This window comes from Streptomyces sp. NPDC057428 (genome assembly GCF_042803195.1).
Lineage (GTDB): Bacteria > Actinomycetota > Actinomycetes > Streptomycetales > Streptomycetaceae > Streptomyces.
The window spans coordinates 18,393-45,006 of sequence record NZ_JBHVCT010000058.1; the positions used below are offsets into that span (position 1 = coordinate 18,393).

General features: G+C 72.5%; 20 protein-coding genes. 14 read left to right on the top strand and 6 right to left on the bottom strand.

What is annotated here, in order from left to right:
* Nucleotides 1-195: 195 nt before the first annotated feature.
* Nucleotides 196-1,245 carry an esterase/lipase family protein gene (locus ACFU5K_RS21625; protein ID WP_384064110.1) on the bottom strand — a complete coding sequence of 350 codons (1,050 nt, stop codon included), beginning with the start codon at nt 1,243-1,245 and terminating at the stop codon, nt 196-198.
* A gap of 349 nt (nt 1,246-1,594) precedes the next feature.
* Between ACFU5K_RS21625 and ACFU5K_RS21630 the strand changes: the two genes are divergently transcribed.
* The gene (locus tag ACFU5K_RS21630) at nt 1,595-2,008 is read left to right on the top strand and encodes a cobalamin B12-binding domain-containing protein (protein WP_384064113.1); all 414 of its coding nucleotides are present in this window, start codon (nt 1,595-1,597) and stop codon (nt 2,006-2,008) included.
* 162 nt (nt 2,009-2,170) lie between these two features.
* On the opposite strand, the gene ACFU5K_RS21635 is transcribed toward ACFU5K_RS21630, so the two are convergent.
* Both ACFU5K_RS21635 and ACFU5K_RS21640 read right to left on the bottom strand, forming a co-directional pair.
* On the bottom strand, nt 2,171-3,766 hold the full coding sequence (locus ACFU5K_RS21635) for a DUF5691 domain-containing protein (RefSeq protein WP_384064116.1): 1,596 nt from the start codon (nt 3,764-3,766) through the stop codon (nt 2,171-2,173).
* A 130-nt stretch (nt 3,767-3,896) separates the two neighbouring features.
* On the bottom strand, nt 3,897-5,312 hold the full coding sequence (locus ACFU5K_RS21640) for an SWIM zinc finger family protein (protein ID WP_384064119.1): 1,416 nt from the start codon (nt 5,310-5,312) through the stop codon (nt 3,897-3,899).
* 127 nt (nt 5,313-5,439) lie between these two features.
* Between ACFU5K_RS21640 and ACFU5K_RS21645 the strand changes: the two genes are divergently transcribed.
* The 5 genes from ACFU5K_RS21645 (at nt 5,440) to sucD (ending at nt 12,578) form a co-directional block, all read left to right on the top strand.
* A complete protein-coding gene (locus tag ACFU5K_RS21645) occupies nt 5,440-6,552 on the top strand; it encodes an AAA family ATPase (protein ID WP_384064121.1) in 1,113 nt (370 codons plus the stop codon).
* A complete protein-coding gene (locus ACFU5K_RS21650) occupies nt 6,549-8,882 on the top strand; it encodes a DUF5682 family protein (protein WP_384064123.1) in 2,334 nt (777 codons plus the stop codon). Before ACFU5K_RS21645 ends, ACFU5K_RS21650 begins: the two co-directional genes overlap by 4 nt.
* Before the next feature lie 44 nt (nt 8,883-8,926).
* Nucleotides 8,927-10,105 (top strand): VWA domain-containing protein, encoded by a 1,179-nt coding sequence (locus tag ACFU5K_RS21655; protein WP_384064126.1) that lies wholly within the window; start codon nt 8,927-8,929, stop codon nt 10,103-10,105.
* A 385-nt stretch (nt 10,106-10,490) separates the two neighbouring features.
* The gene (sucC, locus tag ACFU5K_RS21660) at nt 10,491-11,672 is read left to right on the top strand and encodes an ADP-forming succinate--CoA ligase subunit beta (protein WP_384064129.1); all 1,182 of its coding nucleotides are present in this window, start codon (nt 10,491-10,493) and stop codon (nt 11,670-11,672) included.
* A 21-nt stretch (nt 11,673-11,693) separates the two neighbouring features.
* Nucleotides 11,694-12,578, top strand: a complete 885-nt coding sequence (gene sucD / locus ACFU5K_RS21665; RefSeq protein WP_384064130.1) for a succinate--CoA ligase subunit alpha — start codon at nt 11,694-11,696, stop codon at nt 12,576-12,578.
* 106 nt (nt 12,579-12,684) lie between these two features.
* Here the strand turns inward: sucD and ACFU5K_RS21670 are convergent, their stop codons facing one another.
* A complete protein-coding gene (locus tag ACFU5K_RS21670) occupies nt 12,685-14,070 on the bottom strand; it encodes a sigma factor-like helix-turn-helix DNA-binding protein (protein WP_384064133.1) in 1,386 nt (461 codons plus the stop codon).
* 131 nt (nt 14,071-14,201) lie between these two features.
* On the opposite strand from ACFU5K_RS21670, the gene ACFU5K_RS21675 reads away from it, so the two are divergent.
* On the top strand, nt 14,202-16,184 hold the full coding sequence (locus ACFU5K_RS21675) for a DUF6350 family protein (RefSeq protein WP_384064155.1): 1,983 nt from the start codon (nt 14,202-14,204) through the stop codon (nt 16,182-16,184).
* A gap of 21 nt (nt 16,185-16,205) precedes the next feature.
* On the opposite strand, the gene ACFU5K_RS21680 is transcribed toward ACFU5K_RS21675, so the two are convergent.
* Nucleotides 16,206-17,099, bottom strand: coding sequence for a hypothetical protein (locus tag ACFU5K_RS21680; RefSeq protein ID WP_384064136.1), 894 nt, complete (start codon nt 17,097-17,099; stop codon nt 16,206-16,208).
* Nucleotides 17,100-17,337: 238 nt separating this feature from the next.
* Between ACFU5K_RS21680 and purN the strand changes: the two genes are divergently transcribed.
* The 3 genes from purN to ACFU5K_RS21695 all read left to right on the top strand — a co-directional run bounded on the left by purN (nt 17,338) and on the right by ACFU5K_RS21695 (nt 21,212).
* Complete coding sequence (purN, locus tag ACFU5K_RS21685; RefSeq protein ID WP_384064138.1) at nt 17,338-17,994, top strand: phosphoribosylglycinamide formyltransferase; 657 nt, start codon at nt 17,338-17,340, stop codon at nt 17,992-17,994.
* Complete coding sequence (gene purH / locus ACFU5K_RS21690; RefSeq protein WP_384064140.1) at nt 17,981-19,534, top strand: bifunctional phosphoribosylaminoimidazolecarboxamide formyltransferase/IMP cyclohydrolase; 1,554 nt, start codon at nt 17,981-17,983, stop codon at nt 19,532-19,534. The genes purN and purH overlap by 14 nt, the downstream gene beginning before the upstream one ends.
* Before the next feature lie 217 nt (nt 19,535-19,751).
* Nucleotides 19,752-21,212: a DUF2079 domain-containing protein gene (locus ACFU5K_RS21695; RefSeq protein WP_384064142.1), complete on the top strand. Its 1,461-nt coding sequence runs from the start codon at nt 19,752-19,754 to the stop codon at nt 21,210-21,212.
* 69 nt (nt 21,213-21,281) lie between these two features.
* Here ACFU5K_RS21695 and ACFU5K_RS21700 read toward each other — a convergent pair whose 3' ends face one another.
* Nucleotides 21,282-21,872, bottom strand: a complete 591-nt coding sequence (locus tag ACFU5K_RS21700; RefSeq protein WP_384064143.1) for a hypothetical protein — start codon at nt 21,870-21,872, stop codon at nt 21,282-21,284.
* A 232-nt stretch (nt 21,873-22,104) separates the two neighbouring features.
* Between ACFU5K_RS21700 and ACFU5K_RS21705 the strand changes: the two genes are divergently transcribed.
* The 4 genes from ACFU5K_RS21705 (at nt 22,105) to ACFU5K_RS21720 (ending at nt 26,564) form a co-directional block, all read left to right on the top strand.
* Complete coding sequence (locus ACFU5K_RS21705) at nt 22,105-22,983, top strand: bifunctional methylenetetrahydrofolate dehydrogenase/methenyltetrahydrofolate cyclohydrolase (RefSeq protein ID WP_384064145.1); 879 nt, start codon at nt 22,105-22,107, stop codon at nt 22,981-22,983.
* Between the two features lie 19 nt (nt 22,984-23,002).
* On the top strand, nt 23,003-23,857 hold the full coding sequence (locus ACFU5K_RS21710) for a DUF3017 domain-containing protein (protein WP_384064148.1): 855 nt from the start codon (nt 23,003-23,005) through the stop codon (nt 23,855-23,857).
* A 450-nt stretch (nt 23,858-24,307) separates the two neighbouring features.
* The gene (locus ACFU5K_RS21715; protein ID WP_384064151.1) at nt 24,308-25,408 is read left to right on the top strand and encodes a DUF2690 domain-containing protein; all 1,101 of its coding nucleotides are present in this window, start codon (nt 24,308-24,310) and stop codon (nt 25,406-25,408) included.
* 166 nt (nt 25,409-25,574) lie between these two features.
* Nucleotides 25,575-26,564 carry a malate dehydrogenase gene (locus tag ACFU5K_RS21720; RefSeq protein WP_384064153.1) on the top strand — a complete coding sequence of 330 codons (990 nt, stop codon included), beginning with the start codon at nt 25,575-25,577 and terminating at the stop codon, nt 26,562-26,564.
* Nucleotides 26,565-26,614 lie beyond the last annotated feature (50 nt).

Sequence of the window (26,614 nt, forward strand, 5' to 3'; positions counted from 1 at the left end):
GTTGAGGGGACCCCGGGGGAGCAGTGGCCGCGACTGTACCCGGCGGTACGCGGGGACGACAATCTTCGGCGGCCTCCAGCCGCACAGGAAACGGGCAATCGGCCGCCTTTCGGCGGGCCGAAGCCCCATGTTTGGCCCTACGTTCGAAATCTGTTCTATTCAATGGGGCGGTTCGTGACCTTTCGTCACTCCCGGTCACGCGGCGGAGGTGGTTCCCGGGGCGCTGATGACCGTTCCGTCGGACTCCAGTGCCTGACGGATCGCAGAAGCGACCGCCGGGTGCACGGGCAGCGCGAGATGGCCGATGCCGGTGACGCGCACGTTCACGGCGTCGAGGTCCGGGTGGTCCACACAGGCTGTCTCCACGGGAAGGATCACCCTGTCGAGTTCGCTCCAGAAGCTGACGAACCGTGTACGGCAACCGGGGGCGGGGCGACGCAGCTCCTCGATCAGGTCCGATCCGCTGCGCATCTGCCGCACGATGGGGTGCGCGCCGGCCAGCGGGGCGACGGCGGTGCCGCCGTGCGGGGTGCCGAGGGTGACGAGTGTGCGCACCCGACGGTCACCGCCCAGTCGTTGCACGTAGTACCGCGCGATCAGGCCGCCGAGGCTGTGGCCGACTATGTCGACCTCGTGGTGCCCGGTGCGGGCGCAGATCTCCTCGACGTGACGGTCGAGCAGCTCGGCCGCGGTGCGGATGTCGCAGGTCAGGGGCGAGTAGTTGAGGGATTCCAGATGGTGCCAGCCGTGCCTGGCCAGGGAGCGGCGGAGCAGCACGAACACGGAGCGGTTGTCGATGAAGCCGTGCAGCAGGACCACCGGCGGGCGCTCACCGATCGTCGAGGGCAGGGCGGGCGTGTCGGCCGGACGGGTGATTTCGTCAGGGGTGGGGCCGAGATCTGCTCCGGTGGTGCACGGATCCGGTCCGGTGTTCGGCCCGGCGAGGGAGCGGAGGGCTTCGTCCGGGCTCGCCGTGGCGCCTGGGACGAGGCCGGTTCCCGTACCGGCCGGGACGACTTCGGCGGGGCCGGCTTCGGAGGCTGTGGAGACGGCGCGGCCGGAGCCCGTGCCGGACCGGTCCGTGGGCGTCCTGCGCTCGGGGGTGAGGCCCGAGGGGTAGATGAGCACGTGCCCGGCCAGGATCACCAGCTCCAGCGCGGTGGCTCTGACCAGCGCCGAGGACAGCCAGGCGGGGCGCGGGCACGGCCTTCGCGACAGTAGGGGTAGGAAGGACAGGACCTGCATCGGCCGACCTCCTGCACTGGCGTGCGGGGAGGCGGCTCCCTGCCCCGTACGCCCTCACGGGGACCGCGGCCGAGGTGCCCGGCGGTCCTGTGACGGTGCCGGGGGGCCGTACCACCGTGCCGTGCGGCTGACGGCGCGGTGGTACGGCGACCTCGAAGCGGCTCCCCCGGCGCCGTGCCCCGCGCGGCCCGTGAGCCGCTAGATATGTGGAACGACGCCTGGCGAACATGTCCCATGTGTGATTTCCCCCTCCCGGCCCACCGCGAAACGGCGCCGTGCGGGATGCTGTGGATAACGTTCGTTCACATCTCCGGCCCTTCAGGCACGGGAGACGCATGTGGAGGCATTGATGGGTGTGACCGGTCCGATCCGTGTGGTGGTTGCCAAACCGGGCCTCGACGGCCATGACCGAGGCGCGAAGGTGATCGCGCGCGCCCTGCGGGACGCGGGCATGGAGGTCATCTACACGGGGCTCCACCAGACCCCCGAGCAGATCGTGGACACGGCGATCCAGGAGGACGCGGACGCCATCGGGCTCTCGATCCTCTCGGGCGCGCACAACACGCTGTTCGCCAAGGTCATCGAGCTGCTGAAGGAACGGGACGCGGAGGACATCAAGGTCTTCGGTGGCGGCATCATCCCCGAGGCGGACATCGCGCCGCTGAAGGAACAGGGCGTCGCGGAGATCTTCACACCGGGTGCGACGACGACCTCGATCGTCGACTGGGTGAACGGCCACGTCCGCCAGCCCGCGGAGGCCTGATCACGCCGCCGGAGCACCGGGACCGGGAGTGCGTCGCGGAGACCGGCGCCAGATCCCGAAGGCCGGTGCGTCCCGGGTACGGGGCGCACCGGGAGCCGGCCGGGCCGCGTTCAGGGCGCGCCCGCGCTGCTCCGGGCATCCCGCCGATCCGGGTCCCTCGGCTCAGCCCGCGTTCCCCGGCGCCAGCTCGGCGTCCATGGCTGCGCGCAGACGCAGCGTGGACACCAGGCGCTGGAACGCCTCCGACCAGTAGCCGCCCGCGCCCGGTGACGCACCTTCCGGTTCGTCCGGGGTGGTGGTGAGCACTTCGAGCCGGCCCGCCTCAGCGGGGTTCAGGCAGCGCTCGGCGAGGCCCATCACCCCGCTGAAACTCCACGGGTAACTCCCCGCGTCCCGGGCGATGTCGAGCGCGTCGACCACCGAACGGCCGAGCGGGCCGTCCCAGGGCACCGGACAGACACCGAGCAGTTGGAACGCCTCGGACAGGCCGTGCGCGGCTATGAAGTCCGCCACCCAGAGCGATCGTTCGACCGGCGGCAGGGTGGCGAGCAGCGTCGATCGCAGAGCCAGCGACGCCGTCCCCGGGCCGTGCGCCGGAGGTGTCGCCGGGGTGCCGAGCAACGCTCGCGCCCACTCGGGGTCCCGCTGCCTGACGGCCGCCCGGCACCAGGCCGCGTGCAGCTCCCCGCTCCAGTCGTCGGCCACCGGGAGCGCCACGAGCTCGTGCGCCCCGCGGCCGCCGAACCTCTCGCGCCAGGTCCCCAGCGGCGTCGCCTCGACCAACTGGCCGAGCCACCACGACCGTTCGCCGCGTCCCGAGGGAGGCACCGGGACGACGCCGTCGCGCTCCATCCCCGCGTCGCACTCGTGGGGTGCCTCCACGGCTATGGACAGGTCGTCGCCCGTGCGGTCGGGGTTCACGCAGGACGTGGCGCGGGCTGCCATCCGGCCGGCCAGTGCCGAGCCGGGAAGGGCTGACAGCAGCTCCGCAGCCGTGGCGCGGACGTTGCGGCTGCGGTCCGTCAGGGCCGCCTCAAGGAATGCCTCGTCGGCACCTGAGAGCCCGGCCCGCAAGGAGTCGAGGAACAACAGCCGGTCCTCGGCCCGTTCCGTGGACCACGTGCCCGCGAGCAGGGACCGGGCCCCGTCCGGATCCCGCGCCCGTACGGCTCCGAGCAGCGCCACCCGCTCCGCGAAGAGCCCGTCCGCCCAGAGTCTGCGCACTGCTTCCGGATCCGCCGTGTCCGGCCGGTGCGCACCTCGGGACGTGGCGCGCAGGGCGAACCTCCACTCCGGGTTCAGCCCGGCCAGCCAGAGCCCGCGCGGCCCCGCGAACGCCAGCACATGGGGCCGCAGGTCGGTGCGCGCCCGGGCCGCGTCCAGCAGTGCGGGCAGCAGTTCGGCCGGTGCGCGGTAGCCGTGTGCCCCTGCCGAGGCCAGCCACTGGGGGATGAGTTCGGTGAGATCGGGAGCCGTCCCCCGCCGTCCGCTGCCCGGCGGTGTCGAACGGTCGGCGAGCAGCTGGGCGAGCCGGCGTCGGGCCGCCGCGGGGAGAGAGGGCCGGGGATCGGGGGGAGCGGGAGCGGGCGGGGCGGCTCCGGTGGCCGGACGCAGAGCGGCCCGGCGCCGCACGGTGTGCAGGGCGGCCACGTCCAGCAGGGCGGCCGGTCCGGCCGGATCCCCGTTCTCCGCCCGCAGCGGGCGACGGTCGGTGCCGAGCAGCGCCGAGGTGACGAGGTCTTCCCAGGAAACGCTCATCGGTGCACCTGCCGTCGTCCGTGTGGTGGTGGACATCGAGGTCCCTCCAGTCCAGTTGTCCGGGAATCGCGGATCGGGAGCACGTGGTGCCACCGGGTTCGGTGCCCGTAGGGTCCCGGGCGGCAGGGGGTCAGAGGAGCGCCACAGGTCCCCCTGCGCCGGAGCGGTCCGAGGTGTCCGGGGACCATGCAGCGAGCGGCTCGAAGCCCCGGTGCCCGCACTCGCCGAAGACCGTCAGCGGCCGGCCGCCGGAGAGCGCGACGAGCTTCCACAGGCCGGGCCGGGACAGTGCCGAGGCGGTGATCGGCACCGCGGCACCGTCAGCGGCGCCGGCCAGCCGCCAGCCCTCCCCGGACCGCGCGGGTACCACGTCGCGCAGCACGGCGGGCCAGGCATTCAGCCAGGGATCGTCGAGCAGCGCCCGGCCGTACGCGCCGAGCGCGTCAGCCGTCGTACCACCCGGCGGAGGTGCCGGCGTGGCGTCGGGTTCCCCGAACTGCCGCCCGAGCTCGCCTCTCAGCCCACCGCCGGGGTGGGGCGTGACCTCCGCGTCGATCACGGTGCCCACCGGCAGGGCGCGGTCCGGGGCACGTCCCGCCGCGCCGTAGGACAGCAGCAGCGCCGTGCGCCCGGACCCCCTGCCGTGCAACCAGATGCGGCGGGTGACGATCCGGCCGTCCGGCACGTCGTACTGGGCGAGGACCAGCCAGTGGTCGCGGACGGCCGGCCCCTCGGCCGCGGCCGTCAGCCCCACTCTCATACGCACGGTGGCTGCCAGCGGTGCGGGCAGCCGGTCGAGGCCGAGCCAGGCGGAGTCCAGCAGGTGCAGCAGGGCGCACTCCTCGAGGAACCGTGCCGGCCAGCCGGCCCCCGATGCCGGCACCTCGCCCAACTCCCGCACCCGATGAGCGAGTCCGGGTGCCTGGGCGTCGACCATGCGGGCCGCCGTCTCCTCCCACAGTGCGTGACCCGGTTGTTCCGCCGCCGCGAGACCGCCGCGCAGCAGGTCCGCGAGGCGCTGCTCCAGCTCCTGAGCCCCGCCCGTGATGCGCTCTGCCCTTCGGGAGGCGCGCCGCTGCGCCGCGAGCGCCCGGGCAGCGGCCCCGTCCGCCCCCGTGGGTCCCTTGCCCACCGCGGAGCCGGCGGCCTCGGCGGCCGCCGTCCGCCCGCGGAGGCCCGTCAGCCACTCCGCGGCCCAGGCGGGCGGTTCCGCGCTCTGCCGCAGCGCGGGGGCGTCGCCGACATGGAGGAGCAGGAGCTCCAGCGCGTGCGGGCAGGGAGACTGCGGATGCATGCAACTGCAGGTGAACGAAACCTCGTTCATATCGGCCGCCGTGCGGTGCGATGTGCCGCCGCCCGTCGCCCGCAGCCCCCACACGATCCCCGGACCGGCGCAGCCCGCACCGGACCACGCACGCTCCGGACCGAGGCCGTGCAGGGCGTCGCGCGACGCCTCGTCAGGAGCCAGCGCCAGCACGTCGTCCACGGTCCAGCGCGCCCCGGGACCTGCGGAGCGTGCGGGTTCCTCCCCCTGTGAAAGCAGCATGCGAACGACGGTAGAACGCGCCACTGACAATGGTCCCCGACCTGCGGTTCCGGCCGGACGGGCCGATTGTCAGTGCCATGGTGCACGGTGGAAACCGCATCGGTTCGACCGATTCGGAGGGGGACCCATGACCGTGTCCGCACAGTCCGGCGCAGCCGGCGGCCAAGTACTGAGACCGCATGCCGAACATCACTTCGCCGACGAGCTGAAGGCGCTGGCGGCCGCCGACGACCGTCCCAGGCCCGCGCGTTGGCAGCTCTCGCCCTGGGCCGTCTCCACCTATCTGCTCGGCGGGACGCTTCCCGGCGGCACACTGATCACGCCGAAGTACGTGGGTCCGCGCCGCCTCGTCGAGGTCGCCGTGACCACCCTCGCCACCGACCGCGCCCTGCTGCTCCTCGGAGTGCCGGGCACCGCCAAGACCTGGGTCTCCGAGCATCTCGCCGCCGCCGTCAGCGGGGACTCGACCCTGCTCGTCCAGGGCACCGCCGGCACCCCCGAGGAAGCCGTCCGCTACGGGTGGAACTACGCACAACTGCTGGCGGGCGGGCCGAGCCGCGAGGCCATGGTGCCCAGCCCGGTCATGCGGGCGATGGCCGACGGCATGACCGCCAGGATCGAGGAACTCACCCGCATCCCGGCCGACGTACAGGACGCGCTCATCACGATCCTGTCGGAGAAGACGCTTCCCGTACCCGAGCTCGGGCAGGAGGTCCAGGCGGTCCAGGGGTTCAACCTCATCGCCACGGCCAACGAGCGCGACCGTGGGGTCAACGAGCTGTCAGGGGCCCTTCGCCGCCGGTTCAACACAGTCGTCCTGCCGCTGCCCGCGACCGCCGAGGCCGAGGTGGACATCGTGTCGCGGCGCGTCGCCCAGATCGGACGCTCGCTCGACCTGCCGGCGGCACCGGACGGCATGGCCGAGATCCGGCGCGTCGTCACCGTCTTCCGCGAACTGCGCGACGGCATCACCACGGACGGCCGCACCAGGCTCAAGTCGCCCTCCGGCACGTTGTCCACCGCCGAGGCCATCTCCGTCGTGACCGGTGGCCTCGCGCTGGCCGCCCACTTCGGCGACGGTGTGCTGCGCCCCCACGACGTGGCGGCCGGGATCCTCGGCGCCGTCGTCCGCGACTCCACCGCCGACCGCGTGATCTGGCAGGAGTACGTCGAGACGGTGGTCCGGGAGAGGGAAGGCTGGGCGGACTTCTACCGCGCCTGCCGGGAGGCCTCGGCATGACACCCCGCGCGCCGGTGCCCGCCACATCCCGGGGGCCGCTGCTCCTCGGAGTGCGCCACCACGGGCCGGGCTCCGCACGCGCGGTGCTCGCCGCCCTGGAGTCCGCGAGCCCACGGGCGGTGCTCGTGGAAGGCCCCCCGGAGGGCGACGCGCTGCTGCCGCTCGCCGCCGACGACGCGATGCGCCCGCCCGTCGCGCTGCTGGCCCACGCCGTCGACGACCCGGGGCGTGCCGCGTTCTGGCCGCTGGCCGACTTCTCGCCCGAGTGGGTGGCGATCCGCTGGGCACTGGCGCACGGCGTCCCGGTGCGTTTCGTGGACCTGCCCGCGGCCAACTCCCTGGCCATGAGCGAGCGTCCGGAGCAGGGGCACGACGTGCCGGAGGCGCAGGACGGGGGCGACCGGGGGATCGACCCCATCGGGATCCTGGCCAGGACCGCGGGCTACGACGACCCCGAGCGCTGGTGGGAGGACGTCGTCGAGCACCGCGGGCGCACCGGCGCGCAGTCGGACGCGTGTGCCCCGTTCGCCGCGCTGGCCGAGGCGATGACGGCGCTGCGCGAGGCGTACGGCGACGGGGGACATCCTCAGGACGCCGTCCGGGAGGCCTGTATGCGCCTGCGGTTGCGGGCCGCCCGCAAGGAGTTCGGCGACGACATCGCGGTGGTGTGCGGTGCCTGGCACGTCCCCGCGCTCGCCGCGAGGACGACGGTCGCCGCCGACCGGTCCCTTCTCAGGGGGATTCCCAAGGTCAGGACCGAGCTGACCTGGGTGCCGTGGACCCACCGCAGACTCGCCCGGCGCAGCGGATACGGCGCGGGCATCGAGTCGCCCGGCTGGTACGGGCACCTCTTCGGTTCCCCCGACCGGCCCGTCGAACGCTGGATGACGAAGGTCGCCGGCCTCCTGCGCGGTGAGGACCGGCCCGTCTCGCCGGGCCACGTCATCGAGGCCGTGCGGCTCGCGGAGACACTGGCCGCCCTGCGGGGCAGGCCCGCCGTGGGACTGGCGGAAGCCACCGACGCGGTGAGGGCCGTCATGTGCGAGGGCTCCGACGTGCCGCTCGCCCTGGTGCGTGACCGCCTGGTCGTCGGTGAGATCCTCGGCGAGGTGCCGGACGGCGCCCCCGCCGTCCCCCTCCAGCGCGACCTGGCCGGGCTGCAGCGCACGCTCAGGCTCCGACCCGAGGCTGAGCCGCGCGACCTCGAGCTCGATCTGCGCAAGGACAACGACGCGGCCCGCAGCCGGCTGCTCCACAGGCTGGGCCTCCTCGAAGTGCCCTGGGGCGAGCCCGTCGCGGGCCGCGGCAGTACCGGGACGTTCCGGGAGACCTGGCGGCTGAGCTGGGAACCCGAGCTCTTCGTACGGGTCGCCGAGGCCGGGGTGTGGGGTACCACCGTGCTCGCCGCCGCGACGGCGAGGGCCGAGTCGGACGCCGTGTCCGCGCCCTCGCTCGCGGCGGTCACCACGCTCGCCGAGCAGTGCCTGTCGGCCGGGCTGTCCGAGGCGCTGTCGGTGGTGATGCGGGCGCTCGCCGACCGGGCCGCACTCGACGCCGATGCCGGCCACCTCGCCGACGCCCTGCCCGCACTGGCCCGCGCCCTGCGGTACGGGGATGTCCGGTCCACCGGCACCGCGGCCCTGGCGGCGGTCGCGACCGGCATCGCCGAGCGCGTCTGCGTGGGCCTGCCGCCCGCCTGTACCGGCCTCGACCCGGAGGGGGCGGCTCAGGCGCAGAGCCGGCTGGACGCCGTGCACGGTGCGATCGGCCTGCTCACCGACGCCGCGCGGACGGCCGGGCTGAAGGACCGCTGGACCGAAACGCTGCGCAGGCTCTCGTCGAGGGACGCGGTCGCGGGCCGGGTCCGCGGCCGCGCCGCCCGGCTGCTCCTCGACGAAGGGCGGGCCACCGAGGACGGAACGGCACGGCTGATGGGCCTGGCCCTGTCCCCGGGCACCCAGCCGGCCGAAGCGGCGGCATGGATCGAGGGCTTCGCCGGGGGAGCGTCGGGCGGCGGGATGCTGCTCGTCCACGACGAACGGCTCCTCTCCCTCGTCGACGCCTGGCTGACGGGCATACCGGCCCGGACGTTCGTCGGCGTACTCCCCCTGGTGCGCCGTACGTTCGCGGCGTACGAGCCCGCCGTCCGGCGCACCCTGGGCGAACTCGTCCGGCGGGGGCCGGAGCGCGGGGGAGCGGGTGGGGACGGCGGTGCGTTCGTGCCCGGCTTCGGTCACTCACCCGACGAGGACAGGGCGGACGCCGTGACGCCTGTGGTGCGGCTGCTCCTCGGCCTCGACACCCCGGCGGGGCGGGTGGCAGCGGGATGACCGGACACCGCACGGGCACCGGACCAAAGGAGAAGGAGCAGGCGATGACGGCGGTACCGGAGGAGGACGAGAGGCTGCGGCGCTGGCGCATGGTGCTCGGCGCGGAAGGCGCCGAGGGCACGGGACGCGTGCTCACGGGCCGCGACGCGGCCATGGACGGCGCGCTGACCTCGCTCTACGGCGGCGGGAAGCCCGGCGGCCGTGGCGGATCCGAGCGCTCCGCGGGGCTCGGGGCATCCGCCCCGTCCGTGGCCCGCTGGCTCGGTGACATCCGTACGTACTTCCCCGTCCCCGTCGTGCAGGTCATGCAGCGCGACGCGATCGAACGGCTCGGGCTGTCCGCGCTGCTGCTGGAACCGGAGATGCTGGAGGCCGTCGAACCCGACGTCCACCTCGTCGGCACCCTGCTCTCCCTGGGCAAGGCCATGCCCGAGACGACGAGGGAGACAGCCCGGGCCGTCGTCCGCAAGGTCACCGAGGACTTGGAGCGCCGGCTGGCCACGAGGACGCGGACCGCGCTCACCGGCGCGCTGGACCGCTCGGCGAGGGCCCGCCGGCCACGCCACCGGGACATCGACTGGGACCGTACGATCCGGGCCAACCTCAAGAACCACGTCCCGCTTCCCGGGCCGGGAGGGGCCGGCACGGTGATCCCCGAACGCCTGGTCGGATACGGCCGCACCGACCGGTCGGTGAAGAAGGAGGTCATCCTCTGCGTCGACCAGTCGGGTTCCATGGCGTCCTCCGTCGTCCACGCCTCGGTCTTCGGCGCGGTCCTCGCCTCCATGCGCAGCGTGGCGACGAGGCTCGTCGTGTTCGACACGTCCGTCGTAGACCTCACGGACCAGCTCGACGACCCGGTCGACGTCCTGTTCGGGACGCGGCTCGGCGGCGGTACGGACATCAACCGCGCCCTCGCGTACTGCCAGTCGAGGATCACCCGCCCCGCGGACACGGTCGTCGTCCTCATCAGCGACCTCCACGAGGGAGGCATCAAGGACGAGATGGTCCGGCGGGCCGCCGCGATGAAGGCGTCGGGGGTGCAGTTCGTGACCCTGCTCGCGCTCTCGGACGAGGGCGCGCCCTCCTACGACCGCGAGCACGCGGCCGCCATGAGTGCGCTCGGCACCCCGGCCTTCGCGTGCACCCCGGACCTCTTTCCCGAGGTCATGGCCGCGGCGATCGAGAAGCGCCCCCTGCCGATCCCGGAGGCCGGCGGGTGAGGTTGCCCGGTGCGGTTCGACACGGCCGCCTGCTCGCCTGATCCCGTGCGGGAGGGGATCCCGTGCGGAAGGGGCACGGCCCCGGCGCGTCAGCCCGGCGGTGCACCCGGCCGCGCTCCCTCGCGCGGGGCCGTGCCGGACGCCCTGGCGGACGAGGCGTTTCGTCCCTCGTACTCCGGTCACCAGCGGGACCTGTGACCGTTATCACCGCTCAGGTGTGATCTGCAATTTAGGGTCCGACGTGGCGCGGGGATAACCTGCCGGATGGACATGCCGCGTACTCGGTGACCGTGTGCGCCTCCCTAGTGACTGCGCAGTCACGTTGCCCTCGCGGCACGCCCACGCAGATAACGAACCGCGAGACCACTAAAAGGGACGGACGCGCGTGGACCTGTTCGAGTACCAGGCGAGGGACCTCTTCGCCAAGCACGGTGTACCGGTGCTGGCCGGTGAAGTGATCGACACGCCTGAGGCAGCCCGCGAGGCGACCGAGCGGCTGGGCGGCAAGTCCGTCGTCAAGGCGCAGGTGAAGGTCGGTGGCCGAGGCAAGGCCGGCGGCGTGAAGCTGGCCGCAGACCCGGATGAGGCGGTCGCTCGCGCGACCGACATTCTCGGCATGGACATCAAGGGCCACACGGTCCACAAGGTGATGATCGCCGAGCTGTCCCCGGAGATCGAGGCGGAGTACTACGTCTCGTACCTCCTCGACCGCACCAACCGCACCTTCCTCGCCATGGCGTCGGTGCAGGGCGGGATGGACATCGAGGAGGTCGCGGAGAAGACCCCCGAGGCCCTCGCGAAGGTCCCGGTCAACGCCGTCGACGGCGTTGACATCGAGAAGGCCCGCGAGATCGTGGCCCAGGCGAAGTTCCCGGCCGAGGTGGCCGAGGGTGTCGCCGAGGCCATGGTGACCCTGTGGGACACCTTCGTCGCCGAGGACGCGCTCCTCGTCGAGGTCAACCCGCTGGTGAAGACCAAGGACGGCCGCATCCTGGCGCTGGACGGCAAGGTGTCTCTCGACGAGAACGCCGACTTCCGTCAGCCGGACCACGAGGCCCTCGAGGACAAGGCCGCGGCCAACCCGCTCGAGGCGGCCGCCAAGGCCAAGAACCTCAACTACGTCAAGCTCGAGGGCGAGGTCGGCATCATCGGTAACGGCGCCGGCCTGGTCATGTCGACCCTGGACGTCGTCGCGTACGCCGGTGAGAACCACGGCAACGTGAAGCCCGCCAACTTCCTCGACATCGGTGGCGGCGCCTCCGCCGAGGTCATGGCGAACGGCCTCGAGATCATCCTCGGCGACCCGGACGTCAAGTCCGTCTTCGTCAACGTCTTCGGTGGCATCACCGCGTGCGACGAGGTCGCCAACGGCATCGTCCAGGCCCTGGAGCTGCTCAAGTCCAAGGGCGAGGACGTCACCAAGCCGCTGGTCGTGCGCCTCGACGGCAACAACGCGGAGCTGGGTCGCAAGATCCTCTCCGACGCCAACCACCCGCTGGTTCAGCGCGTGGACACCATGGACGGCGCGGCCGACAAGGCCGCCGAACTCGCCGCGGCTGCGAAGTAAGGGACGAGGGACTCCAACACCATGGCTATCTTCCTCACCAAGGACAGCAAGGTCATCGTCCAGGGGATGACCGGCGCCACGGGCATGAAGCACACCAAGCTCATGCTGGCCGACGGCACCAACATCGTCGGTGGCGTCAACCCGCGCAAGGCGGGCACCTCCGTCGACTTCGACGGCACCGAGGTACCCGTGTTCGGCTCCGTCGCCGAGGCGATGGAGAAGACCGGCGCCGACGTGTCGGTCCTCTTCGTGCCGCCGGCCTTCGCGAAGGCCGCCGTCGTCGAGGCGATCGACGCCGAGATCCCGCTGGCCGTCGTCATCACCGAGGGCATCGCCGTCCACGACTCGGCCGCCTTCTGGGCGTACGCCGGGTCGAAGGGCAACAAGACCCGGATCATCGGTCCGAACTGCCCCGGCCTGATCACCCCCGGCCAGTCCAACGCCGGCATCATCCCGGGCGACATCACCAAGCCCGGCCGCATCGGTCTCGTGTCCAAGTCCGGCACGCTGACCTACCAGATGATGTACGAGCTGCGTGACATCGGCTTCTCGTCCGCCGTCGGCATCGGTGGCGACCCGGTCATCGGCACCACGCACATCGACGCCCTCGCGGCGTTCGAGGCGGACCCCGACACCGACCTCATCGTGATGATCGGCGAGATCGGTGGCGACGCCGAGGAGCGTGCCGCCGACTACATCGCATCGAGCGTCACGAAGCCGGTCGTCGGCTACGTCGCGGGCTTCACCGCTCCGGAGGGCAAGACCATGGGCCACGCCGGCGCCATTGTCTCCGGTTCCTCCGGCACGGCTGCGGCCAAGAAGGAGGCCCTCGAGGCCGCCGGTGTCAAGGTCGGCAAGACGCCGACCGAGACCGCCAAGCTGGCTCGCGAGATCCTCGGCGGCTGACCGCCCGCAGCGGCGTCACCGCTTCACGCGGAAACGGCGCGGGCCCGCATCCTGTCCTCTGCAGGGTGCGGGCCCGCGCCGTTTCCGCGTCCGGCGGGCAGCCCGGTCAGGGGATCCGTGGAACCAGGCGCTCCGGACCGTGCACGAGCTTCTCCCGCAGCGCCTTCTGCAGCTTCAGGTCCTGGGGCGTCAGCCGCTCCGGCCCGCCCCTCGGCGGAACCCCGCCGACCCGCTGGGGAGGCGAGAGCGGTTGCTCGTACTGTGTGGGGGCCGTGTGCAGTGTGAAGCCCGTCGCCCCGATGAGCAGCACACCGAAACAGAGCGCCGCCCGCGTCCAGAGTTCCGCGACGCGCTCGCTGCCCCTGCGCACCGACGGGGCCGGGGGTGGTTCCGGCAGGTCCTCGGCCAGCGCGAGAGCGCCGAGCCGCTCCTGGAAGAGGGCGGTCTGCCCGCCGGGATCGGCGGGGCCGGCCAGTTCGGGCAGCGCCTCGGCGAGGGCGGCCCGGGCGTTCAACAGGCGGTTGGCCGCGGCGGGCGTGCTGGCCTCGGTCTCGGCCGCCGTATCCGGCAGCCCCAGCCCGACGCCGTCGTGGAGCAGCAGCGTGCGACGGTACGACGGGGGCAGCGCGAGCAGCGCGGCCAGCAGCGCCTTCCTCCCTGGCTCGTCGGGCAACGCGTCGGGGCGGCGGTGGGTGCGGCGCACGCGGTGCCAGGGTGACATCGCGTACTCGTACGCCGCCGCCCGCGTCCAGCCTGCGGGATCGCGGTCCCTGGCCACCTCCGGCCAGCGCTGCCAGGCGATCCGGAAGGCGTGCTCGACGGCCTCCCGGGACAGCAGGCGGCGACCGGTCAGGAGATACATCTGACGTGTCAGCCCGGGTGCCGTGAGGTCGTACAGGCCGTCGAACGCGGCCTCGGCCGTGAGTCCGGGCGGCGTCGGGGTGTGTGCAGGGCAGGGGGCGCCGTCGTCGGGCGCGGTCGTCCCCTGCGCGGTGGCCGCCGGGGCGGGATGTCCGGACGAGGGGCGCGCCGGGGCGACCCGCACGGTGGCACCCTGAATGTCCGGCGCGGCGACCCTCGATGTGGTGCCGTCCGCCGCCGGACCGCTCGACGGCGTCGCGGGGGCCGGTGACGTCACCTCAGATGTTGTCGCGTCAGGCGCCACGACCGTGCCGGGATCTGCCCGGGCGTCCGCGGTGGCACAGGTACCGGGCTCCGTCGGGGAGATCGTGCTGCTCCCGGTGGCTTCGACGACTGAGGGGTGCGGCGTGGCGCGAGGGTCGGCGGAGCCGATCAGCCTGGCGTACGCCGTGCGACGGCGCCCCCGCGGCGTGGTGCGCCCCGTCTCCCAGGAGCGGACGGTGGCGGGCGTGACACCCGTGGCCGCCGCGACCTGTTCCTCACTCAGTGACCTGGCCTCGCGCAGCCGGCGGAGCTCCTTGGGGGAGGGCAACGGGGAGGCGGGGGGCGGGCCGGTGGCGCTCCGTGTCATGTACGGCCTCCGTCCTCGGTGGCACTGCACTGGGTGAAAAAGTACATAAGCGTATATTGAGCGACACAGCGGCCATTAGCCCGTTACACGAAATAAGCGCGTGTCGTTGGCAGCATGGCGACGTGACCCAAGTGACCGAACGCAGCCCGATGTTGCCTGCTGAGTTGCCTGCCGAGCGGAGCAGGTCCGCCGCGCTCGCCTCCGCGTTCGCGCGCGGGGCCATCGCCGCGGGGCTCGGACTCGGCTCGCTGGCCGTCCTGGTCATGGTGCTGTGGATCAGCTCGCCGTACCCCGACAGCGGGCCGGACGGGGCCTTCCATGTCGCGACCGGTCTCTGGCTTCTCGCCCACGGCGCCGAACTCATCAGGACCGACACACTCGGCGGTCATCCGGCGCCCGTGGGCACCGTGCCCCTGCTGCTCGTGGTGCTGCCCGTCTGGCTCGTGCACCGGGCGGCACGGGACTCCGCGGAGACCGGAGGCAAGACCACGGACAGGCATTCGGCGGTCGGGGCCCTCTGCGCGGTGAGCGCCGGCTACCTGCTGGTCGTACTCGCGGCGGCGGCCTACGGGAGGGGCGGTGGACTGCCCGTCGACCGCACCACGCTCGCCTTCCCCGTCCTGCTCGTGGTGACCGGCTCCGCTGCCGCGGGCGTCTGGGCGGCGCGGGGGCGTCCGGTGACCTCACTCCTGGTCTGGGCGCCGCTCAGTCTCCAGGAGGCCGCGGCCCGCAGCAGGTTCCGGGCGGGTGCCGTAGCCGCGCTGCGCTCGGCGGCCTTCGGTGTCCTGGTGCTGCTCGCCGGCGGGGCGGTGCTCGTCGTCGCGGCACTGGGCTTGAACGCGGGGGCCGCGAGGGGGTCGCTGCTGGGGCTGTCCGGCGACTGGGCCGGCCGGTCCGCCCTACTCCTGCTGGCCGTGGCACTCCTGCCGAACGCGGCGATGTGGGGTGCCGCGTACGGCATGGGGCCCGGCTTCGCCCTCGGCACGGCGTCCACGGTCACTCCGTTCGCCTTCGCCGGCCACCCCGCTCTGCCGGACTTCCCGCTCCTCGCGGCGATGCCGTCACAGGGCCCGGGGACGGCGGTGAACTGGGTGGCGGCCGCGGTCCCGGCGGCGGCCGCCCTGGCCGTCGCCCGCCGCGTCGCACGGAGTGCGGCCCCCTCATCCGCCGGCGACGAGGAGCCGTGGGGGCAGGGGCGGACCACACTGGTGGCAGGGCTGGCCGCCGTGGGCTGCGGAGCAGGCGTGGCGGCCCTGGCCGCCGCGTCGGGCGGGCCGCTGGGCACCGGGGCGCTGGCCGAGTTCGGCCCGGTGTGGTGGCTGGTGGGCCCCGCCTCGCTCGTGTGGACGGCAGTCATCGGCGTTCCGTCCGCGCTGTTGCTCAGGGCCTGGCGGCTGCGGGAGAAGCGATGGGGATGGCGGCGCGACGCCGCGCCGCAGGAGGCGGACGCAGGGTCGGCGGTCGCGCCGGAGGAGAAGCCCGCGAAGGGCGCTACGGAACGGGAGGGGGACGCGGAGGCCGGTGCGGCGAACGCGGACGAGGAGCCGTACGGCTTCCTGGCGGCCGGTTCCTGGCACGAGGACGGGGCGAGGAAAGCCCGTTGGGCCGCGCTCAGGGAGAGCTCGGGTGGGCTGATGGCGCACTTCCCCGCTGTCCCGGATCCCGCACCGGGCCGGGCGCCCACACCCGGTGCCCGTGATGCGGAGACGGAGGCAGGCGCAGGGGCGGCGGAGCCGGGCGCAGAGGCGGCCGGCCATGGCGTGCTCGCCCGCCCGGCCGCAGCCGGCGGCGGTTCCACGGCCGCATCAGGCCCGGCGGCGGCTCCGGACCCGGGAGCTGCGGCCGGGCCCGTATCGGCGCCCGTATCCGATCCTGCGGCCGGGGACGGTCCTCCCGTGCCTGGACACGTTCCCCCGGCGAAACACGTTCCCGTCGCCGAGTACGCCCCGGATTCCTCTGCCGGGCCCTGCCCCGCATCCGTCTTTGACGTCCCACCGGCTCCGGCGCAGGCTTCGGCATCCGCGACGTCACCCGTGCACGAGCCGGACGAGCGGTCCGGCCCGGGTCCAAACGCCGATCGGCGTCCGGACCCGGGCCGGGAAAGTGCTCCGTAGTGGTCCTTGGAGCGGACGGTTCTACCTCTTGACGCCGAAGAAGGGTTCCAGCGGATCGGGCAGCTTGTCATTGCACGCCAGGGCGCCGGACTTGGTGAGCGCGTCGTTCACGCAGGTGTAGTAGTCGCGGTAGACGAGCTGCACCGTGTAGCCGGTGGCGACGATCGCCAGCGCCAGGACGGCCGTCACCAGGCCGCTCACGGCCGCCGTCGTCTGCTGGCGGCCTGCGCTCTGCGCGGCTCCGGGCGCACCGGCCGGCGGTGGCGGTGCAGTCGGCCGGTCCGGGGTGCCGCCGGACACCGCAGCGGCCCGGGCGTCCGGCGCCGGGGGCTTGCGCGGGCCTCCGCGCAGGGCGCTGATCGACCAGTAGACGGCCAGTGCCCCGAGCAGCAGCGCGATCTCGGGAAGGTTGAAGAGGGCGAAGAAGAACGCCCACATGCCGCCCAGCACCGCATAGCGTGCACGCCGCTGGATGGGGTCGGTCGGGTCCCAGCGCGGTCCGCCGGGTCCGCCCTCGGGCCCCCCGCCCTGGCCGCTCGGTGTGTTGCCGGGGCGGCCGCCGAAGCCGCCGCTCTCCCGGCCGGGCTGCCGGTCGCTCCACTGGCTTCCCCAGACGGGGCGGCTGTCGGGGGTGCCCTCGTCGTTCCCGTCGTTCCCGTCGCCGCCGTGGTCCGGCGGCCGGGAGGGATGGCGCGGCTGCCAGGGCCGGTCGGGCCTGTCCTCGGGCGGGGCGGCGAACGGATTGTCGTCGGAGGACCCGGAGGACGAGCCCGAGCCCGACGTGGAGCCCGAGCCGGGCGAAGACCCGGAACCCGACGAGGAGTCCGGCGAAGAGGAACGGCGTTCCCGCATCAGCATGGAGGCCGCCCGCTCGGGCAGCGGGTGGCCAAGGGCGGTGCGGAGGCGGTCCGGCATGTGGTGAACGTCTTCCCCATCTCGTCATTTCCGCCCGGGGGCGGTTCCCTGTCCCCTGACGCTACCTCCCGGTCACGCCCCCGTCCCGTGGGGGCCGCCGGGAGTGCCGGTATCGTTGCTGACGGTCGGACCGTTCGTAGAGTTCCCCGTATCGCGGGGCGAGCTTCTTTCGTACGACCATACAAACGCTCTCCCGTACATCGCGTACCCGCTCCATCACGCGAGAAAGGGCCCTGCTGTGGCCTCCCCGCCCTCCTCCGCCGCTCCGGCCCGTCTGGTCGTGCTCGTCTCCGGTTCAGGCACGAATCTGCAAGCGCTCCTCGACGCCATCGGTGACGATCCCGAGGCCTACGGCGCCCAGGTCGTCGCGGTCGGGGCGGACCGTCATGGCACCCTCGGCGCCGAACGTGCCGAGCGCGCCGGGCTCCCCACCTTCGTCTGCAAGGTCGGCGAGTACGCGAGCCGCGAGGAGTGGGACGCCGCACTGACCGCGGCCGTGGCCGAGCACCGCCCCGACCTGGTCGTCTCTGCGGGCTTCATGAAGATCGTCGGCAAGGCCTTCCTCGCCGAGTTCGGCGGCCGCGTCGTCAACACCCACCCCGCCCTGCTCCCCAGCTTTCCCGGTGCTCACGGCGTGCGCGACGCGCTCGCGTACGGCGTCAAGGTCACCGGGTGCACCGTCCACTTCGTCGACGACGGTGTCGACACCGGTCCGATCATCGCGCAGGGCGTGGTCGAGGTGACCGAAGAGGAAACGGTGGAGGGTGAAGCAGCCCTCCACGAACGCATCAAGGAAGTCGAGCGCAAGCTGCTCGTCGAGGCCGTAGGGCGGCTCGCCCGCGACGGCTATCGCATTGAGGGACGAAAGGTTCATCTCGGTCATGTCGGTGAATAAGCCCATCCGCCGCGCCCTGGTCAGTGTCTACGACAAGACGGGGCTCGAAGACCTCGCCCGCGGTCTGCACGAGGCCGGTGTCGAGCTGGTCTCCACCGGCTCCACCGCCGGGAAGATCGCCGCCGCCGGAGTGCCGGTCACGAAGGTCGAGGAGCTCACCGGCTTCCCCGAGTGCCTGGACGGCCGCGTCAAGACGCTCCACCCCCGGGTGCACGCCGGCATCCTCGCCGACCTGCGGCTGGACGCCCACCGCGAGCAGCTCGCCGAGCTCGGCGTGGAGCCGTTCGACCTGGTGGTCGTGAACCTCTACCCGTTCAAGGCGACCGTCGCCTCCGGCGCCTCCGACGACGAGTGCGTCGAGCAGATCGACATCGGCGGCCCGTCGATGGTCCGCGCCGCCGCCAAGAACCACCCGTCCGTGGCCGTCGTCACCAGCCCGGAGCGCTACGCCGACGTCCTCGCGGCGGTCAAGGCGGGCGGGTTCGACCTGACCGCCCGTAAGCGGCTCGCCGCCGAGGCGTTCCAGCACACCGCCGCGTACGACGTGGCCGTGGCGTCCTGGTTCGCCGACGGCTACGCCGCCGCCGACGACTCCGGCTTCCCGGACTTCTCCGGCGCGACCTACGAGCGCAAGAACGTCCTGCGCTACGGCGAGAACCCGCACCAGCCCGCGGCGCTCTACACCTCGGGCGAGGGCGGCCTCGCCGAGGCCGAGCAGCTGCACGGCAAGGAGATGTCCTACAACAACTACACGGACACCGACGCCGCGCGCCGTGCCGCCTACGACCACGCCGAGCCGTGCGTCGCGATCATCAAGCACGCCAACCCCTGTGGCATCGCGATCGCGGACGACGTGGCCGAGGCGCACCGCAACGCGCACGCATGCGACCCGCTGTCCGCGTTCGGCGGCGTCATCGCGGTCAACCGCCCGGTGACCGTCGAGATGGCCGAGCAGGTCGCGGAGATCTTCACCGAGGTCATCGTCGCCCCGGCGTACGAGGACGGCGCGGTCGAGGTCCTCGCCCGCAAGAAGAACATCCGGGTGCTCCGCTGCCCCGACGCCCCGGCCTCCGAGGTCGAGGTGAAGCCGATCGACGGCGGCGCGCTGCTCCAGGTCACCGACCGGCTGCAGGCCGAGGGCGACGACCCGGCCAACTGGACCCTCGCCACCGGCGAGGCCCTCACCGCCGAGGAGCTCAGGGAGCTCGCCTTCGCCTGGAAGGCATGCCGCGCGGTCAAGTCGAACGCGATCCTGCTCGCCAAGGACGGCGCCTCCGTCGGTGTCGGCATGGGCCAGGTCAACCGCGTCGACTCCGCGAAGCTCGCGGTCGAGCGGGCCGGCGAGGAGCGGGCACGCGGTGCGTACGCCGCGTCCGACGCGTTCTTCCCCTTCCCCGACGGCCTGGAGATCCTCACCGCCGCGGGCATCAGGGCCGTGGCGCAGCCGGGCGGCTCGGTCCGCGACGAGCTGGTCGTCGAGGCCGCGGAGAAGGCCGGGGTGACCATGTACTTCACGGGCACCCGCCACTTCTTCCACTGACACCACCGCGTGACACCGCTGCCCGGTGTGCCGCACCGACGGCACGCGGTCGCAGTGACGACGCCGCAGGCCGCGCCCTCCCGGGTGCGGCCTGCGGCGCTTCCCGGCCTGCGGATTCCGCTCGTCCCTCTGTTCTAATGAATGGCTTGCCGGGCCGCGGCGCGCGGGACCGGTCCGGCCGGCAGTGACCAGTGGGCAATTCCGTTGCGGGGGCACCGTGCTTGACCTGAACAAGAGCGAGACCGACGCACCGGAGGAGGCTTCCGAAGGGGAAGCCGGCAGGGCCGTCGCCCCGCTCCACCCCGTACCGCTGCGCCCGTACCTGATCGCCGCCGTCCTGCTGGGCGCGGTCTACTTCCTGTACGCGTACGTCCGGTTCAGCCACTTCCAGTCGCCCTCCTGGGACCTGGGCATCTTCGAGCAGGAGGTGCGCGCGTACGCCGGGTTCGACGCCCCGGTCGTCGACATCAAGGGCCCTGGCTATCTGATCCTGGGCGATCACTTCAGCCCCGTGGTGGCCCTCCTCGTCCCGCTCTACTGGGTGTGGCCGTCGGCCGCCGCCCTGCTGTTCGCCCAGGCCGCCCTGTTCGCCTTCTCCGCCGTCGTCGTCGGGCGCACCGTCCAGCAGATCCTGGGCGGCCGCGCCGGCCTCTGCGCCACCGCCGCCTACGGACTGTCCTGGGGCCTCCAGGAAGCGGTGAAGGCCGACTTCCACGAGATAGCCTTCGCCGTCCCGCTGATCGCCCTGGTCTGCCGCGCCCTCCTCACGGGGCGCCGGCGGGCGGCCGTCCTGTGGGCGCTGCCCCTGGTCCTGGTGAAGGAGGACCTCGGAGTCACCGTCGCGATCGTCGGCGGCCTGCTCGCCTTCTACGGCCGCAGGCTCCAGGGCGCGCTGCTGGCGGCCTTCGGCGTGTTCTCGTTCGCGCTGACCGTCCTGGTGCTCATACCGGCGGCCAGCAGCGCGGGGACGTACGACTACTGGAAGAAGATCGAGGAGAACGGCGGGCAGCAGGTGTCCATGCTGGACTCCGTGCTCGGCGTCCTCGACTCCTCCGTCAAGCTGGAGATGCTCGTCTTCCTGGTCGGCATCACCGCCTTCATGGCGCTGCGCTCCCCGCTGATCCTTCTCGTCCTGCCCACCCTCGGCTGGCGCCTGCTCTCGCAGGACTCCAACCACTGGGGGATGGTCTGGCACTACAGCGCGATCCTGATGCCGGTCGTCTTCCTGGCCATGGCGGACGGCATCCGGCGCAGCCGGCACTCGAAGCGGCCCTGGCTCGTCTCGTACGCGAACGTCGCCGTCCCCGTCGCCGTCGCGATCGCCCTCGCGCTGACCCAGCACCTTCCGTTCCGTGACCTGCTGCGCCCGGAGACCTACCGTGCGGACGCCCGCACCCACGCGGCCGAGGAAGCACTGCGCGCCATTCCCGTGGGTGCGCGGGTGGAGACCGACATCACGCTGATGGCACATCTGACCGCCGACCGCACGGTCTACTGGGTCGGCGGGGCGCCCGGCACCGCGCCCGACGTCGTCGCGATCAACCTGGACTTCGGCTGGTCGCGCCCGATCGACGATCCGGTGAAGTACGCGCAGCAGCTCCACCCCGAGGCGCGGTACCGGATCACGCGCGAGGCAGGGCCCTTCGTGGTCATGGAGCGGACCACGAAGGCGCCCTGAAACGGCCGAAGGCCGTAAGGAACCCGTGGCGCGGGTGTTACGGCCTTCACGGACGGGTGGTGATGTCCGTCAGTGGCGCGGGCGCTGGAACCACTGGGCACCGTCCTGCTTGGCGCAGAAGACGATGATCATGATGCCCAGCGCGATGCTGATGAGTGCGAACACGTTCGTCGTCAGCAGGCTGATGACGCTGAAGAGGGTCACGAGGGAGCCGTAGACGATCGCCGAGATGCGGACGCCGTTGCCCCCGGAGGAGAACTTGACGGCGGTCAGGATCGCCCAGAGTGCGATGCCGAGTGTCAGGATGCCGACGACGACGAAGACGCCCATGCTGACGTCGGCCATGTCCTGGTTGCTCGTCGAGCCGTAGGACTCGCTCTCGGACAGCTTGTCGCTCAGCCAGGCGCCACCGATGACCATGACGATCGCGCCGAGGACCTGAAAGCCACCGAGGACGTACAGCATGATGCGGGCGGCCTTCACGCCACCCGGCATCTCGGCCGGCCCGCTCGGGAAGCCGTAGCCGCCCGGAACCGGCGGTGCCTGGGGGTAGCCGTAGCCCTGCTGGGGAACACCCTGCGGGGCCTGCTGGGGGTAGCCGTAGCCCGGCTGCCCGCCCGGCTGCTGGCCGTAGGGGTTGTTGGGGTCGCCGAAGCTCATGGCGGGATTCCTCCGTTGTGGAAATGGGGACGACGCGGCCCGAGCGGAGGAACGGCATGCGATCTGAACGGAGTCCCCCCGACACTGTCCGCGCTTATGCGCCCTTTATCGTCGCCGTGACGCCGTCATTCTGTCCAGTCGATTGCCCAATGCGTTCTGCAAGTGCAATCTCGTGTCCGCGTGGCAGACCAGGATTGGTACGAGGGCGGGGTCATCCGCGAGGATGGGTGACATGACTGCCCAGATTCTCGATGGCAAGGCCACCGCAGCTGCGATCAAGTCCGACCTGACCGTCCGCGTGGCGGCCCTCAAGGCACAGGGCATCACACCCGGCCTGGGAACCCTGCTCGTCGGCGACGACCCAGGCAGCCGGTGGTACGTGAACGGCAAACACCGCGACTGTGCCGAGGTCGGTATGGGGTCCATCCAGCGCGAACTCCCGGACACGGCCACGCAGGAGGACATCGAGGCAGTCGTACGGGAGCTCAACGACAACCCCGAGTGCACCGGTTACATCGTGCAGCTCCCCCTTCCCAAGGGGATCGACACCAACCGCATCCTCGAACTGATGGATCCGGCCAAGGACGCCGACGGGCTGCACCCGATGAGCCTGGGCAAGCTCGTCCTGAACGAGACGGGCCCGCTGCCCTGCACCCCGCAGGGCGTCGTCACCCTGCTCCGCCGGCACGGCGTGGAGATCAACGGCGCCCACGTGGTCGTCGTCGGACGTGGTGTCACCATCGGCCGCCCCCTCCCGCTGCTCCTGACGCGCAAGTCCGAGAACGCCACCGTCACCCAGTGCCACACCGGCACCCGTGACCTCTCGGCGCACCTCAAGCAGGCAGACATCATCGTCGCAGCCGCCGGTGTGCCCCACCTGATCAAGCCCGAGGACGTGAAGCCGGGCGCGGCCGTGCTCGACGTCGGTGTGAGCCGGGACGAGAACGGCAAGATCGTCGGGGACGTCCACCCCGGTGTCGCCGAGGTCGCGGCCTGGGTCGCCCCGAACCCCGGCGGTGTGGGCCCCATGACCCGCGCCCAACTGCTCGTCAACGTGGTCGAGGCGGCCGAACGCGCCGCCGCCGAGGCCTCCGCCGAATCCGCCGGCTGACCCGGACCGGAGGAACGTCATGGGTGCTGGTACGAGTCCGGCGGGCGGTACGCACACCGAGGGTCCGGCCGAGGAGGCAGTGATGTCCGAGCAGGCCGGGCCGACCGGGAAGACGCGTGATCCGGAAGCCGCATCCGGTGAGGCCGTCGGGGCCGGGGTGCAGGCGGAGGCCGGGGAGTCCGCTGCGGGCGCGCGCGCCCACGGTCCCGGGTCGCCGGAGCGCCCCGACGCGGCAGGGGCGTCCGCGCGGGACGGGGGTACCGACGCGGACGCCGACGAGGGCCGGACTTCTGACCGGGACGGTGGCCCCGACACCGATGCGTCCGCCACGGCGGACCTGCCTTCCGAGCCGACCGGGTCTGCGGAGCCGTCTGCCGAGGCGACCGCGTCCGGCGGTGCGGACGCGTCTGCCAGTACGGACGCGGCCGTGGACACGGACGGGACCGCGGTGGCGGGCGGGAGCAGTGGTTCGACCTGGGTGCCTCCGCGGCGTTTCTCCTTGACCCGGGACACCGCACGCCCCGAGGGGGGCGGCCGGGCGGCGCCGGGAGACGCGCCCGCTCCCGCCCGGCAGTGGCCGCTGCTCACGGTGCTGTGCACCGCAGGGGCCGGACTGCTGATCGTGGGTGTAGACCCCTTCAAGGAGGCCTTCCGGTACGGCTCGATGCTGGTGGGTATCGCACTCCTCGCCGGCGCGGTGCTCCGCTGGGTGGTTCCGTCCGTCGGCATGCTGGCCGTACGGTCCCGGTTCACCGACCTCGTCACGTACGGGCTGATGGGCACCCTCATCGTGCTGATCGCGACGATGGCCCAGCCCAGACCTTGGCTGAACGTCCCGTTCCTGCAGGACGTGGTCCACTTCACGATCCGCTAGCGGATCGTACGTACGACGCGGGGAAGACCTGCGCGGTGTCCGTCCCCACCCCCGAGAAGGGACGGACACCGGACCGGGCGTCCCAGTGCAAGAGACCCCAAGATGAGGCGACTTGAGCGGCCTTGCCCTGTCCTGATCCAAGCGTCATGGACATGAGGTGCCGGTTCAAGGGATGCCCGGGCCCTGTGGCACGGAAGTGACCATTCCGCCACCCTGTGATCGTCGCGCAACGACAGTGGACCGGTTCGACGGGTACTACGGCGCACAACGGATCCCGCGCTCATACCGAATGCCCAGGTAAGCCTCTTCGTCCGGAACTGGCAGCCTGCATCCGTGCATCCTTCTGGGGAGCCCGGGACGCGGGGCCGGGCCGCTCCGGCGACAGGGGCGCGGACCAGGTGCCGGCGAGCGCGCCAGGCGCGTCCGGGGGGAATCGACTGGGGGGAAGCAATGCCTCGTTGGAAGCCGCTGCCGGAAGAACTCGACCCGCAGGTGCGGGAGTTCACCGGTCAGCTGCGCAGGCTCGTCGACCGCGGTGGCCTGAGCATGGCCGCGGTCGCTGACCGTACGGGCTACAGCAAGACGTCCTGGGAGCGGTATCTGAACGGCCGGCTGCTCGCCCCGCGAGGGGCGATCATCGCGCTCGCCGAGGTGACGGGCGCCCAGCAGAACCATCTGACCACCATGTGGGAGCTGGCCGAACGGGCCTGGAGCCGCTCCGAGATGCGCCACGACATGACGATGGAAGCGATCAGGATCTCGCAGGCGCGAGCGGCACTCGGCGAGGCGGGCGTGGCCCCCGCCCGTACGGCAGGCGCGCGCCCCGCTGCGGGCGGCACCGGTGTGTCCACCGCCGCCGGACCGGAGGGGGAATCCCGCGATGCGGGCCGGCCGATCTCCGTGCCCATCCAGCGCGGCACCCTTCCGCGGATCCCGCAGCAGCCGCGGGCCGGATCCGGACCGGATGCGGGGGAGGCCCTGGCGGGCGGCCCGTACGAGGACGGTGCCCCGCAGGACGCCGTTCCTTCGGACGCTGGGAAGAAGCGGGGCGTACGCCGCGGCGCGGCCGTGATCGTCGCGGGGGCGGCCGGAGCGCTCATGCTGATTGCCGCCGCCGTGCTGCTCACCGGTCCGGGCGGGGACGACGACACCCCCCGCGCGGTCGCCGCGGCACCCTCGGCCCGGCCGGCCACCACCACCGCGGCGCGGTTGCCCGCAGGGGTGGAGTGCAGCGGCGCCGCGTGCACCGGGCAGGACCCCGAAGCGACGGGCTGCGGCGGCCGGTTCGCCGAGACGGTCGCGAGGGTCACGGTCGGCGCGGGCCTCGTCGAGGTCCGCTACAGCGAGACCTGCGGGGCGGCGTGGGCCCGTATCACCCGGGCCATCACCGGCGACACCGTGACGATCACCGCCGGGCCGGCCGAGGAGAGCGGAACCGTGGACGTCGGCGCGGACGCGTACACCCCGATGGTCGCCGTACGGAAGGCCTCCGACGCCAAGGCCTGCGCGACGCTCAGGTTGGGGACGACGGGGTGCGCCACGCCGGAGTAGACGCATGCGGTCCGTAGCCGGCTGTGTGCGGTCCCACAGGGGGGCGGGCGGTCGGTGCGGCGCGGGTCGGATAGCCTGACCGCTGGATATCTCTTCACATCAAGATTCAGAGATGTCCGCACCAGGGGCAGGGACCCCCACCGCCAGCTGTCTAACGGAGATCGCCATGACCCGCACTCCCGTGAATGTCACCGTCACCGGCGCGGCCGGCCAGATCGGCTACGCGCTGCTCTTCCGCATCGCCTCCGGCCACCTGCTCGGCCCGGACGTGCCGGTCAACCTGCGACTCCTCGAGATCCCCCAGGGTCTCAAGGCGGCCGAGGGCACTGCCATGGAGCTCGACGACTGCGCCTTCCCGCTGCTGCGCGACATCGAGATCACGGCCGACGCCAACGTCGGCTTCGCCGGTGCCAACGTCGCCCTGCTCGTCGGCGCCCGCCCGCGCACGAAGGGCATGGAGCGCGGCGACCTGCTGTCCGCCAACGGCGGCATCTTCAAGCCGCAGGGCAAGGCCATCAACGACAACGCCGCGGACGACATCAAGGTCCTCGTCGTCGGAAACCCGGCCAACACCAACGCGCTCATCGCGCAGGCCGCTGCCCCTGACGTACCGGCCGAGCGCTTCACCGCGATGACCCGCCTCGACCACAACCGCGCGATCTCGCAGCTGGCCGCCAAGACCGGTGCCGCCGTCTCCGACATCAAGCGGCTGACGATCTGGGGCAACCACTCGGCGACGCAGTACCCGGACATCTTCCACGCGGAGATCGCCGGCAAGAACGCCGCCGAGGTCGTCAACGACGAGGTCTGGCTGGCCGACACCTTCATCCCGACCGTCGCCAAGCGCGGCGCGGCGATCATCGAGGCCCGTGGCGCGTCCTCGGCCGCCTCGGCCGCCAACGCCGCCATCGACCACGTGCACACGTGGATCAACGGCACCGCCGAGGGCGACTGGACCTCGATGGGCATCCCGTCGGACGGCTCCTACGGCGTCCCCGAGGGCATCATCTCCTCCTTCCCGGTCACCACGAAGGACGGGAAGTACGAGATCGTCCAGGGTCTGGACATCAACGAGTTCTCCCGCGCGCGCATCGACGCGTCCGTGCAGGAGCTCACCGAGGAGCGCGACGCGGTCCGCGAGCTCGGCCTGATCTGACGGCTGCCGGCCACCGGCCGGACCGAACCGTACGGGGGCGCCCCCGGCAG

What these genes read in the sequence shown, in the direction of transcription:
- ACFU5K_RS21625 (WP_384064110.1), bottom strand. Translation starts at nt 1,245, where the DNA reads ATGCAGGTCCTGTCCTTCCTACCCCTACTGTCGCGAAGGCCGTGCCCG.
- ACFU5K_RS21630 (WP_384064113.1), top strand. Translation starts at nt 1,595, where the DNA reads ATGGGTGTGACCGGTCCGATCCGTGTGGTGGTTGCCAAACCGGGCCTC.
- ACFU5K_RS21635 (WP_384064116.1), bottom strand. Translation starts at nt 3,766, where the DNA reads ATGAGCGTTTCCTGGGAAGACCTCGTCACCTCGGCGCTGCTCGGCACC.
- ACFU5K_RS21640 (WP_384064119.1), bottom strand. Translation starts at nt 5,312, where the DNA reads ATGCTGCTTTCACAGGGGGAGGAACCCGCACGCTCCGCAGGTCCCGGG.
- ACFU5K_RS21645 (WP_384064121.1), top strand. Translation starts at nt 5,440, where the DNA reads ATGACCGTGTCCGCACAGTCCGGCGCAGCCGGCGGCCAAGTACTGAGA.
- ACFU5K_RS21650 (WP_384064123.1), top strand. Translation starts at nt 6,549, where the DNA reads ATGACACCCCGCGCGCCGGTGCCCGCCACATCCCGGGGGCCGCTGCTC.
- ACFU5K_RS21655 (WP_384064126.1), top strand. Translation starts at nt 8,927, where the DNA reads ATGACGGCGGTACCGGAGGAGGACGAGAGGCTGCGGCGCTGGCGCATG.
- sucD (WP_384064130.1), top strand. Translation starts at nt 11,694, where the DNA reads ATGGCTATCTTCCTCACCAAGGACAGCAAGGTCATCGTCCAGGGGATG.
- ACFU5K_RS21670 (WP_384064133.1), bottom strand. Translation starts at nt 14,070, where the DNA reads ATGACACGGAGCGCCACCGGCCCGCCCCCCGCCTCCCCGTTGCCCTCC.
- ACFU5K_RS21680 (WP_384064136.1), bottom strand. Translation starts at nt 17,099, where the DNA reads ATGCCGGACCGCCTCCGCACCGCCCTTGGCCACCCGCTGCCCGAGCGG.
- purH (WP_384064140.1), top strand. Translation starts at nt 17,981, where the DNA reads ATGTCGGTGAATAAGCCCATCCGCCGCGCCCTGGTCAGTGTCTACGAC.
- ACFU5K_RS21700 (WP_384064143.1), bottom strand. Translation starts at nt 21,872, where the DNA reads ATGAGCTTCGGCGACCCCAACAACCCCTACGGCCAGCAGCCGGGCGGG.
- ACFU5K_RS21705 (WP_384064145.1), top strand. Translation starts at nt 22,105, where the DNA reads ATGACTGCCCAGATTCTCGATGGCAAGGCCACCGCAGCTGCGATCAAG.
- ACFU5K_RS21710 (WP_384064148.1), top strand. Translation starts at nt 23,003, where the DNA reads ATGGGTGCTGGTACGAGTCCGGCGGGCGGTACGCACACCGAGGGTCCG.
- ACFU5K_RS21715 (WP_384064151.1), top strand. Translation starts at nt 24,308, where the DNA reads ATGCCTCGTTGGAAGCCGCTGCCGGAAGAACTCGACCCGCAGGTGCGG.
- ACFU5K_RS21720 (WP_384064153.1), top strand. Translation starts at nt 25,575, where the DNA reads ATGACCCGCACTCCCGTGAATGTCACCGTCACCGGCGCGGCCGGCCAG.